The following is a 727-nucleotide window of genomic DNA, read 5'->3' on the forward strand; positions in this document are numbered from 1 at the left end:
CCTCCACCATGTGCTGCAGCACATCGGCAATGCCAGGACGGTTGAGGACATTGAAGCCCTGCTACCCTGGAACACGCCTGTCAAAAAAATGCAATAGGGCTGATTGTTTGGCGCTTACTTTCGCCCTACTGGGCCGGTCAGTTTCTGGATAGGTGGTGTACGAAAACGATGCGATCGAAAATCGAGCCGATGAAGAAAGTGGCCCGGATGCTGCGAGGTCATCGGCCGCTGTTGCTCAACTGGTTCCGGGCCAGGGGGCAGCTTTCCAGTGGTGTTGTGGAGGGTTTCAACACCAAGGCAAAACTGACCTCCAGAAAATCCTTCGGTTTTCGGACGTATCGGGGCGCGGAAATCGCTTTGTATCATGCACTTGCTGCTTTACCCGAGCCTGAGTTTACCCACAAATTCTGCTGAGGAGCCTAATTATTGGGCTATCTGGATGATCAGACCGTCAGGCAACTGTGTTGCCATTCGCCCTAGCGAAAGGACAATCCCACAACGGCAGGGCAGATCCGTAAAGGACTGCTACTGATTTTTCACCATGTCCCTGTCCGGCAGTGGTGGAACCGTAAATGCAGACAATTCGAACCGCCCAATTGGCGAGGAAGTGAGCAGGATGCAGCAATCAGCGTATAGAACAAGCTCTAACGGGCAGTATGAACAAAATAGCAACTTTATTTCACCCGAAAATATACGGTGGAACAATGTTGCTTACTCTAAACTCTAG

The 727-nt window shown here is 51.3% G+C and carries 1 protein-coding gene; it reads left to right on the top strand.

Annotated elements, in window-relative coordinates; genetic code table 11:
• Positions 1–66 precede the first annotated feature (66 nt).
• Positions 67–414 carry a transposase gene (locus ACOCD2_RS23835; protein WP_305801088.1) on the top strand — a complete coding sequence of 116 codons (348 nt, stop codon included), beginning with the start codon at positions 67–69 and terminating at the stop codon, positions 412–414.
• Positions 415–727 lie beyond the last annotated feature (313 nt).

Origin of the sequence: Thiolapillus sp. (assembly GCF_048562965.1) — a bacterium.
Classification (GTDB): Bacteria; Pseudomonadota; Gammaproteobacteria; order Chromatiales; family Chromatiaceae; genus Thiolapillus; species Thiolapillus brandeum_A.